The organism is Microcystis sp. M20BS1, assembly GCF_020245305.1.
Lineage (GTDB): Bacteria > Cyanobacteriota > Cyanobacteriia > Cyanobacteriales > Microcystaceae > Microcystis > Microcystis ichthyoblabe_A.
Window position 1 is genome coordinate 1 of sequence record NZ_JADBUZ010000034.1, and the last position, 9,942, is coordinate 9,942.

Consider the following 9,942-nt stretch of genomic DNA (forward strand, 5'->3'; position numbering starts at 1 on the left):
ATCGTGTCGGTTTTCATGAGTTCGGTCTATCCCTCTGGTGCGTCGCTGGCTTCTGGAGGAGTATTTTTGACTTTTTTGGGGTTAATTGCCTTCAGACTGCCAATAAAGAGCGATTTTAGCCAATTCCATCGCTTTTTTAGTAAGGATAGCATCGAAGAAAAGCGGAAAGGAAGATAAGGAAATTATATCTCTACTGGCGAAAGTCGTCCCTCTACCGGTTCAAATTCGTCCTCTAGTAGCCAATTTTCCGCTTCCTCGTAACTCGCACCGGTAAATACCACCTGATAACCCTCAGAGGGATCGTACACGCGATAGTTTCCTGAAGATTCAGCCAGTAAAAGCAAGATATAGGGAGGAGATAGCAGCGGATCGATCCAAACCTCGGCAAAATTCCAATTATTATCAGCTAGGTTGGCTGCAGGGGATAACGTCCTAGGGGTTTTCTGCATCGATCTAATTTTTTCTAGAATGGGGAGAAAAGTAATTGCCATCAATCCATGATTCAGAGTATCTCGTCCTCTTGGTTTTCTGAGTATTCCTCGGCAGTTGCCGCAGGAATTTGCGCTATTTTAGTCTTTTTTGGTTGGTTATGCCTACACTTTAACCTGATCGGCCCAGCTTTCATCCTACTAGCGATCGCCTATGTGGTGGGAGGATACGAGAGTACCCAAGCAGGATTGACGACTTTATGGGAGGAAAAAGAACTAGATGTGGACCTGTTAATGATTGTAGCGGCCTTGGGGGCGGCGATTTTGGGACTCTGGGATAGTAATTACTATCTCATCATCGATGGAGCCGTTTTAATCCTGATTTTCGCTATTAGTGGCGCTTTAGAACAGATTGCCATGGCAAAAACCGATCGCAATATTCGTTCTCTCATGGCCATGACTCCCGATACTGCTAGATTAATCACGGGAGACAGGGAAAAAGAGGTTCCTATCAAGCAATTACAGATCGGTGATACAGTTTTGGTCAAACCGGGTGAATTAATCCCCATTGACGGCATTATTATGGAGGGAAACAGTCCCATCAATCAAGCGCCAATTACCGGAGAATCCCTTCCGGTGGATAAAACCATCGGGGAAGAAGTCTTTGCGGGAACTCTCAACGGTGCGGGAGTGCTACGTTTAAAGGTGGAAACTCCCCCCGAAAGTCGCTTAATTGAGAGGGTGATTCGTTTGGTAGAAAAAGCGCAAAATGAATCCCCTCCCTCCCAAGAGTTTATCGAAGGTTTCGAGCGAGGTTATGCGAAAATTATCGTGATTTTGGGCTTAATTTTCGGGATTTTACCGCCTTTTTTCTGGGGTTGGACCTGGGAAACCACTATCTATCGGGCTTTAATTTTTCTCGTGGTGGCCTCTCCCTGTGCTTTAATGGCCTCGATTATGCCAGCTTTGTTATCGGGTATCGCTAACGGGGCAAAACAGGGGATTTTATTCAAAAATGGCGCAAGATTGGAGATGATCGGCCGCATACGAGCGATCGCTTTTGATAAAACCGGCACTCTCACCCTTGGTAAGTTGCAAGTGGTGGAAATTATCCCTATCCATGCAGTCAGCAAAAATGAGGTGTTAGCGGTGGCTGCATCCCTAGAATCCTGTTCGGAACATCCCATCGGATCCGCTATTACCGCCACAGCCAGGGAACGTGGTATAAATTTCTTCAGTGCTAATCAGGTGCAAGCGGTATCGGGACGGGGTATCACGGGAAAAATTGCCGATAAGTCGGTATCTGTGGGCAATTTTACCTATATTCGTGACCATATTACTGATCTTGACCAGAATATTTTAGCTATCCGCGAACGTTTACAAAAAGAAGGCAGAACCCTCGTCTGGGTAGTACAAGAGAATCAGATAATCGGGGCGATCGCCGTGGCCGATACCCTGCGGGAATCGGCAGTTAATCTGGTGAAGCAGCTAAAAAAGATCGGTATCGAACATATCGTTTTAATTACGGGTGATAATCAACAAAGTGCCGATCAAGTCGCTGAAAAACTCGGCATTGAGGAGGTTTACGCTGATTTACTCCCCGAAGATAAGTTAACCGTTATCCAAAATCTGCAAGAAAAATATCACACTGTCGCTATGGTGGGGGATGGCATTAATGACGCGCCCGCTTTAGCTATGGCTAATGTGGGGATTGCCATGGGAAAAGCTGGTAGTGATGTGGCCCTGGAAACGGCCGATATTATCCTTATGTCCGATAATTTAGCCAAAATTCCCAGCGCGATTAACCTTGGTCGTCGTGCCAATCGCATTGTTAAACAGAATATCACTTTCGCCCTCGCGTTTATCGGCATATTGCTAATAGCCAATTTTGCCGGTGATATAACTTTACCTCTAGGTGTTATCGGTCATGAAGGATCGACGGTATTAGTGACTCTAAGCGGTTTAAGATTGTTCAAATAGGGATAAAAATACAGAGAACTATGGGCGAAATCCAGGCAATCCGAGGCACAAAAGATATTTTACCGGCGGAGGTCGGTTACTGGCAGTGGTTAGAGGAAACTGCTGCCAGAATTTTAGGGACTGCGCTGTATCAAGAGATACGAACTCCCATTTTTGAACAGACGCAACTTTTTGAACGGGGTATCGGGGAAGCGACGGACGTGGTAGGTAAAGAAATGTACACTTTCTTTGATCGCGGTCAACGTTCCCTGACTTTGCGACCGGAGGGAACGGCTGGGGTCGTTCGCGCCTATATTGAACACAAATTACAGGCCGCCGGAGGAGTACAAAGACTCTGGTATAAGGGGCCGATGTTTCGTTATGAACGTCCGCAAGCGGGTAGGCAGCGACAGTTTCATCAAATTGGGGTCGAATTGTTGGGAACTGATGACCCTAGGGCGGATGTGGAAGTAATTACCCTTGCCAGCGAGATATTAAAAGCTGTGGGGCTAGAAAACCTAAAATTAGATATTAATTCCCTGGGAAATGCCCAAGATAGGCAAAATTATCGTCAGGCCCTGCTAGATTATTTGACTCCCTACAAAGCTGATTTAGACGCGGATTCTCAACAGAGATTAGAAAAAAATCCCCTGCGAATTTTGGATAGTAAGGACGAGAAAACCAAGATTATCTGTAAGAATGCCCCCAGTATTCTTGAACATCTCGGTAGTGATTCTCAAAAGCATTTTGAACGGGTGCAATCTTTACTAACCGATTTGGGAGTTATCTATAATCTTAATCCCTCTTTAGTGCGCGGATTGGACTATTACACCCATACGGCCTTTGAAATTCAGTCCGATGATTTAGGCGCTCAAGCTACGGTTTGCGGTGGTGGTCGTTATGATGGTTTAATAGCTCAATTAGGCGGTCCAGACACGCCGGCAGTGGGTTGGGCGATCGGTTTAGAACGTCTGATTATATTATTACAACAAAAGCAATCTTTATCTTTTTTGGTTCCCGATTTTTATCTCGTCTCCAAAGGAGAAAAAGCTGAGGCCCGCAGTGTGGTGTTAGCGCAACAATTACGCGGATTGGGGTTTAGCGTTGAGTTAGACTTAAGCGGCAGCGCTTTCGGGAAACAATTTAAACGGGCCGATCGAGCTAAGGCCGTGGGCTGTATAATTTTGGGGGATGCTGAGGCTGAAAATGGCACGGTACAACTGAAATGGATGGCCACCCAAGAACAAATTAGTCTAACCCAAGCGGATTTACTGACACAAGCAGGGGAATTAAAAGCGCAAATCTCCCGGCACAAATCCTAAGTTTTAGCGTCATGGCCAAACATTAGGCCTAGGCTAGGATTATGGAATTTATACTGCAAAAACAAGGGGAAAATCACGGACGCACAATTTCTACTAATTCCCTAGAAATTGTCTCGGGAAACTATCGTCTTTTGGCCCGTCTGGATTCTCCTTTTGCTCATATTGAAGTGCGTATCGATTACGAATCTCCCGAAAGTAGTGAACGATATACCCATTATTATCGATCGGATGCTGGGAGGTGGCTGGAAATTTTTTCCTATCGAGATTTAGGAATAGGTAGCTGGAAAATTCGCTGTTATGGGGATATTTTGGCCGAATTAGGGGGGCAAGGTTGGCAAGAAATGTTAACTTTAATTGTTACTCCTGTTAAGATCAATTATCTGGCTCAATTAGAACAGTTAATTAAAACCGAAATTGAACCTTTCTTAGCACGAGAATCCTCTCGAGAAATGGTAAAATTAGAACTGGCCGATTTAACTAATAATTCTGCGTTTGTTTTTGATTTATGCCTACCAGAGGAAACAATGACTGCTGGGGAAGGGGTAACTCTAGAACTGCCGGAACCTGCTAATATGAAAAAGAGCCTTCAAAGTTTATCTAATCGCAATTCTGCACCCCTACCCCCGAAAATATCCGGTTCTAATTCTCGCCGAAAATCACCGCAACTGCCCCCAATTCCTAAAAATAAATAACCTGATAGTATGTAATGATGAGGTGAGGCAGCAACTTAAACCTAAGATTTTTTCAAGAACTTCTGACGAACTCGCGAGATTAACAGGTCTAATTCAGGTAACTTCAATAACATCGCACCGAGGAGGAATAAACCCACCGCTACCGTTGAGGCAAAACCTAACTGTAATAATTGTAGGAAAATATTACCAGCACCGAAAACCTTTTCCCATCCCCAACTAGCTCCCCAACTAGCAACACCAGAAAGCATTGTAATTACCGTTAATCCCAATAAGGATAAACCCCATTCTCCCAAAGGTAAACCTCCTAAACGACGATTTAAAATCACCGTAAAAATGCCCATAGAAAGGATATTAACCCCCACGGTTGCTAAAACAATCCCCGGAGTACCAAAAGGTCTATACAAGAGGAAATCCAGCGCACCATTGAGAAAAATATTTACCATACTCACCTTAAAAGGAGTTTCGCCATCACCCAAAGCATAGAACACTCGTACTAAAACATCGCGACCGAGATAGAAAAACATCCCGAAACCGTAGGCCATTAATACGGGAACCACCTGTTCCGAGGCAGCCAGATTAAAGGCACCCCGTTGATAGATAACCCGCACTACCGGGAAAGCGAGGGCGATAAAGATAGCGGTGAAGGGTAACATGGTTAAAGCCGTCAATAATAAACCCTGACGGATTCTTTGCTTCAATTCTCCCCAATTTTCCGGTTCCGTCAGTCGAGAAAATATCGGCATAAACGGCACGAGAATCATGTTAGACATGATGCCCAAGGGCGTGAGAACGATAAAACTGGCGTAACGCATGGAAGCAGCGGCATTTTCGATAAAAGAAGCGAAAAAGAGGTCAGTATAAACGTTAATATGCAACATTCCCGAAGATAAGGTGGCCGGAATCATCACCCGCAACACCTCCGACACCCCCGGTATCCGCCAATCCCAACGAAATATTAATTTTCCTAAACCTGCCTTGACTTGTGCGCCCACTTGTGCTAACCATTGCCAGAGCGCCCCGACGAGAGTACCACCGGCGAGGACAAAACCCCCCAGTTGCACATATTGCGGCTCATCAATGCGATCGCCAAGAAACCAAGCCAGCAAACCCACCCCGATAATCACCGCCACACTGGAAAAAAGCGGACTGAGACTCGGTAGCCAGTATTGGTCCGCCGCGTTGAGAGTACCGAAACCGATGCCGATTAAACCAGCTAAAACCGCCATGGGGGCCATAATTTGCAGTTGTTGAATGGCCATGCTGCGGGTGGCGGCATCTAAACCGGGAGCGAGAACATCGATAAAAATATTGGCAAAAACGATTAAAAAGACGGTGACAGTTAATAAAATCGCACTGACTAGGGTGGTGACAGTCTCGACAATCGGCGCGGACTCGGATTTATCTCTTTTGGCCAAAACACTGACCAAAGCACTGTGAAAGGGGCCGTTAATGCCACCGAGGAGAATTAACAGAAAACCGGGGATAACGTAGGCAAAAGCGTAGGCGTTCACCACCGGCCCGACACCGTAGGCAGCGGCGATTACCTGTTCGCGGACTAAACCAAAAACCTTACTGATTAAGGTGGCAACGGCGACAATTCCGGCAATACCGGCTAAGGAACGGGTAGCTTTCTTATTAATGACGACACCTCGAAAGAAAACAACTGCATTGATCGATTCTACCCGTTTCTGTGTTCCCGTAGAAAAGCGCTCTCTAGTTGTCAAATTTAATTTGACTGGAGTGTATAACACCCATTTCCCCACAGACATTCGTATAATACCAAGAGCCAACTGAACCATAAATATTGATGGTTCTACGTTCTCTGACTGAACAGATGATATTGCCATTGGGGGATGTTCTCACATTTGATGGTGGAGAAAACACTATTGCTGTAGCGATTCTTGATGTGGATTGAGAACTATTAAATCTGTAACTACACACCACCTCTAGCATTGTTTGAGTCGCCTGAGAGCGGGGACGATGAATTTGTCTTTCGGGAAAAGTCGTCCAAGTTCCGTTATCACAATTAGCTTGGCTAACCAGTCGTTGATTTCCTAAATAATAAACAAAGTCAACACTACGCGAACTAGCCGGAACAATTGAACATAAATCGATGTTAACGCTTTTTCCCGTCACAGCAGTTCCGGCAAAGTAATTACAAGTTTGAGCCAAAACTATATTGGGTTTTGCCCAGGAAGTACCGACTACCATTGTCAAAGATAGACTAGAAATCAAAATAATTTTTTTCATGGTTGATTTGACATTTTCTGGAGGCTTTTTCTGAGATCATTTTATACTCAATTGAATTGCGGCTAGAACCTGATGGCGACAAAATATTAGTATTTTTTATCTAATTCTCTGTTCCCGTAGAAAAGCGATCGCTAGTTGTCAAATTTAATTTGACTGGAATGTATAACACCCATTTCTCCATAGACATTCGTATCATACCAAGAGCCAACCGAACCATAAATATTGATGGTTCTACTCTTGATTACAAAAATCCCCCGTTCAAGAAAACTTAACAATGCCCACCAGCGATCGCAGTTGACAAGACTAAAGCGATCGCACTAGATAAAAGGGTTTCTAACGCGATCGCCAAAGGTTTAAGGATGCGAGGGATTGATGTTACAATGTCTTCAGAGAAAGAGCTAATGGGGGTTTCTGATGAGGAACAGTTAGCTTATGCTTTATTGCAAGGCCGAGTTATTTTCACTTTTGATGATGGCGATCGCTGATGCTTCTACGCGCTGTGCTAACATCTCCAATATTATAGGTGTTTTTGCTTTATGAAAAATCAGTTATTAAAATTAGCTTTTGAAGTAGAAATTGAAGAAGGGGAGCAACTCAATCTTCCCAGTTCTATTGTGCAAGGAATTGGTAAAGGGAAGTGGGTGATTACTATTCAGCCCAAAACCTTAGTTAGCGATCGCCTTCATTCTTCTTTTCTGAATAGTTATGCCTCAGAAGACGAAGGTTTATATGACGATTATTAAAGGAGGTGAGTTCTGGGTTGCCAAAATTCTATTTACTGATGGTACATCATCAAAAAAAAGACCTGTGTTGATTCTTTGGGTTGATGGAGATGACGTGTGAGTGGTTATACAACGGTGGTCCCTACCAGTTAGTCATTTTCCACTTCTTACTAGGTGTCTTCTGCTACCTCGGTCGGACGTTTAATCTTCCAATACGCTTCTTTCAACAATAGCCGCTCCCTGCACTTCTTCTTAGGTGCTTGGCCGGTAATCGGTATCTGGTTTACGGCGATGGGTGTTAGCACCATGGCGTTTAACCTCAACGGTTTCAACTTCAACCAGTCGATTCTCGATTCTCAAGGTCGTGTGATTGGTACTTGGGCCGATGTGTTAAACCGCGCTGGTATCGGTATGGAAGTAATGCACGAGCGCAACGCTCACAACTTCCCCTTAGACTTGGCTAGTGGTGAACAGGCTCCTGTAGCTCTGACCGCTCCTGCTATCAATGGTTAATTCCTAGTCTGAACGAAAAGGCACTCCCACGAGGGGGTGCTTTTTTGTTTCTTTCAGAGAAGAGACCAGAATCTAGGGATAATGGGGGACAAGGATCCTTTATTTATACTCTCTAGTTTACTTTTTCTCTTTTCTGTCAGTCTGGGGTTAGGCTTCGCTGGTGCGGCGAATACCTTCGTCGAGAATGAAGAACTGAGGGTTAAGAGAAGCCAACGGCTCCCGCAGCTTTTCGATTTCGGCAGCGGGAGCGTGAACTTCTAGGCGAATAATCTTGGCGATTTTGAGAAGTTCGTCTAGCAGTTCCCCGACGTTTTGCAGGTGGGCAAGAACTGCGGAAGCATCGACGTAACCCTCGCGGCAATGAAGAATATTGCCGCTAAAGGAAAAAGCATAATGGATACAGCCCTCTTCGGTGCGGGTTCTCTCAATGAACTTGGGGCTTAGTTCCTTGAACGCAGCAATTTTTCCTTCTGGTACTTCAAAGTAGGGTACGAGGGTACAGCAAGTATCGATTTTGAACATTAGATTCTCCTTTTAGGTGGTGCGGAGGGATACCTCGCGTTTGTGGTCTCTTCTGTCAGTCTTGAAAATTTTAACGAATTTACGTCGTTTCAGGCTAGGAGAAATCAAGATTTCAACCCACTTTGACAAAAGAGAGATCATTCTCTCAATCCCTTTATAGTACATATATAGTACATTTGCCCAAAAAAATCGAACAAGGGTAAAAAGGGAAAAAAGAGGAAAAGGGTTACAGAGTCCTCCCGAATACGCAGACTACCCGAAAACCGAAATTGAAGTCGCGGAGGCCGCGGCGGAAGCAGCTGAAGCGAATCGCGGAACGGCAGAAATAAGGATCGCTGCCCCAGGAACCGCCCCGCAGCACTTTTGTAGTAGATTTGTTCTTGCTAATCCAAGCACTCCCATCCGTGGGTGCGCCTTGATAATTAGGGTGATAATCGTCCTCGCACCATTCCCAAACGTTTCCGTGCATATCGTACAGTCCAAAGGCATTAGCTACCTTAAAATAGCCTACTGGTGTCGTCTGTTTTCGATCGATGCCTTTTAGTCCCCTTCCATAATTCCCTGGATAAACTTTTTTGTCTCTTTCCCAATCAGTTCCTCTGTAATTAGCCAAATCTGTGGTAATCGTCTCCCCAAAATGAAAGGCGGTTGTTGTCCCCGCTCTACAGGCATATTCCCATTCTGCCTCACTCGGTAGCCGATACTCCCGTTTTGTTTCCCTTGATAGTCGTTTACAGAATTCTGTTGCTTGCTCCCAGTTGACTTGTTCTACGGGTCTTGTCCATCTATCCTGCTCTTGATATGGCTCTTTGAAGTGGGAAGGCTCTAGTTCTAGATCGATGTCTATTTTAGCAGTTGCGGCGATCGCTCGCCACTGTACTTGGGTGATGGGATAGCGTCCCATGAAAAAAGCTGAAATATTAACGGTGTGTTGAGGACTTTCTCTTTGGAAATAGTCTCGATCGTATTCTTTACAGAGTCTTTCTATTTCTTGATCTGGGGTTCCCATCTGGAAGGAACCGCTAGGGATAAGCATCATGTCGAGATTAATGTCTTCCCCTAAATTCTCGCTGTAATATTGTGCTTCTCGTTGCTGTCGGTGAATGATTAATTTAGTCATTTTTTCTGAAGCGGTTAAGTAGCTGGTTATAATTAAATTGAAGATGGATTTTGGGTTCGATCCCCCCTTAATCCCCCCTTGATAAGGTAGGGTTGATTCATTTAAATTAAGTATAGCTGATTTTGAGTCAATAAATTTGATCGAGGATTCTCAAGTTTATCTTTTTCTAATCAAAAGAGTTAGTCACAATAATTAATCTTTAATCTTCTGCCAATATTTATTATGAATAGATTGATAAAGCCTGTTTCCAAGCCACTAAAAGCCTATCTCTCGTGAAATTGTCTGAGAGTACATCCTGTTAATTTAGCTAATTTTTCTGCTTCTTACGTCGATAAAACTATCAGTTTTTCCCAACGTTCAGCTAACCACCTCTGTCCCTCCGTTATTGAGAGAAAACCCAAACCTCTGAAAAGA

10 protein-coding genes and 1 pseudogene are annotated in these 9,942 nt (G+C 44.4%); 6 read left to right on the forward strand and 5 right to left on the reverse strand.

Annotated elements, in window-relative coordinates; genetic code table 11:
* Window positions 1–182 precede the first annotated feature (182 nt).
* Complete coding sequence (locus IM507_RS03495; protein ID WP_024971306.1) at window positions 183–491, reverse strand: hypothetical protein; 309 nt, start codon at window positions 489–491, stop codon at window positions 183–185.
* 6 nt (window positions 492–497) lie between these two features.
* Here IM507_RS03495 and IM507_RS03500 point away from each other — a divergent pair, with 6 nt between their 5' ends.
* The 3 genes from IM507_RS03500 to IM507_RS03510 are packed head-to-tail and all read left to right on the forward strand — an operon-like array spanning window position 498 to window position 4,401.
* Window positions 498–2,408 (forward strand): heavy metal translocating P-type ATPase, encoded by a 1,911-nt coding sequence (locus tag IM507_RS03500; RefSeq protein WP_069475284.1) that lies wholly within the window; start codon window positions 498–500, stop codon window positions 2,406–2,408.
* Between the two features lie 20 nt (window positions 2,409–2,428).
* Window positions 2,429–3,709 (forward strand): histidine--tRNA ligase, encoded by a 1,281-nt coding sequence (gene hisS / locus IM507_RS03505; RefSeq protein WP_123229958.1) that lies wholly within the window; start codon window positions 2,429–2,431, stop codon window positions 3,707–3,709.
* 41 nt (window positions 3,710–3,750) lie between these two features.
* Window positions 3,751–4,401, forward strand: coding sequence for a hypothetical protein (locus IM507_RS03510; RefSeq protein WP_069475282.1), 651 nt, complete (start codon window positions 3,751–3,753; stop codon window positions 4,399–4,401).
* Between the two features lie 41 nt (window positions 4,402–4,442).
* Here the strand turns inward: IM507_RS03510 and murJ are convergent, their stop codons facing one another.
* Window positions 4,443–6,170: a murein biosynthesis integral membrane protein MurJ gene (murJ, locus tag IM507_RS03515; RefSeq protein WP_287636615.1), complete on the reverse strand. Its 1,728-nt coding sequence runs from the start codon at window positions 6,168–6,170 to the stop codon at window positions 4,443–4,445.
* The gene (locus tag IM507_RS03520; RefSeq protein WP_069475280.1) at window positions 6,115–6,651 is read right to left on the reverse strand and encodes a hypothetical protein; all 537 of its coding nucleotides are present in this window, start codon (window positions 6,649–6,651) and stop codon (window positions 6,115–6,117) included. Before IM507_RS03520 ends, murJ begins: the two co-directional genes overlap by 56 nt.
* Window positions 6,652–6,962: 311 nt before the next feature.
* Here IM507_RS03520 and IM507_RS03525 point away from each other — a divergent pair, with 311 nt between their 5' ends.
* The 3 genes and pseudogenes from IM507_RS03525 to IM507_RS03535 form a co-directional block, all read left to right on the forward strand.
* Complete coding sequence (locus IM507_RS03525) at window positions 6,963–7,136, forward strand: DUF5615 family PIN-like protein (RefSeq protein WP_272014022.1); 174 nt, start codon at window positions 6,963–6,965, stop codon at window positions 7,134–7,136.
* Window positions 7,137–7,187: 51 nt separating this feature from the next.
* Complete coding sequence (locus IM507_RS03530) at window positions 7,188–7,394, forward strand: hypothetical protein (protein ID WP_002737153.1); 207 nt, start codon at window positions 7,188–7,190, stop codon at window positions 7,392–7,394.
* Window positions 7,395–7,568: 174 nt separating this feature from the next.
* Window positions 7,569–7,886: pseudogene (locus tag IM507_RS03535) on the forward strand (hypothetical protein); the annotation flags it as partial.
* Window positions 7,887–8,033: 147 nt separating this feature from the next.
* On the opposite strand, the gene IM507_RS03540 reads toward IM507_RS03535, so the two are convergent.
* Together IM507_RS03540 and IM507_RS03545 are read right to left on the reverse strand one after the other, a co-directional pair.
* A complete protein-coding gene (locus IM507_RS03540) occupies window positions 8,034–8,408 on the reverse strand; it encodes a putative quinol monooxygenase (RefSeq protein ID WP_002735682.1) in 375 nt (124 codons plus the stop codon).
* A gap of 226 nt (window positions 8,409–8,634) precedes the next feature.
* On the reverse strand, window positions 8,635–9,528 hold the full coding sequence (locus IM507_RS03545) for a formylglycine-generating enzyme family protein (RefSeq protein WP_287636617.1): 894 nt from the start codon (window positions 9,526–9,528) through the stop codon (window positions 8,635–8,637).
* Window positions 9,529–9,942 lie beyond the last annotated feature (414 nt).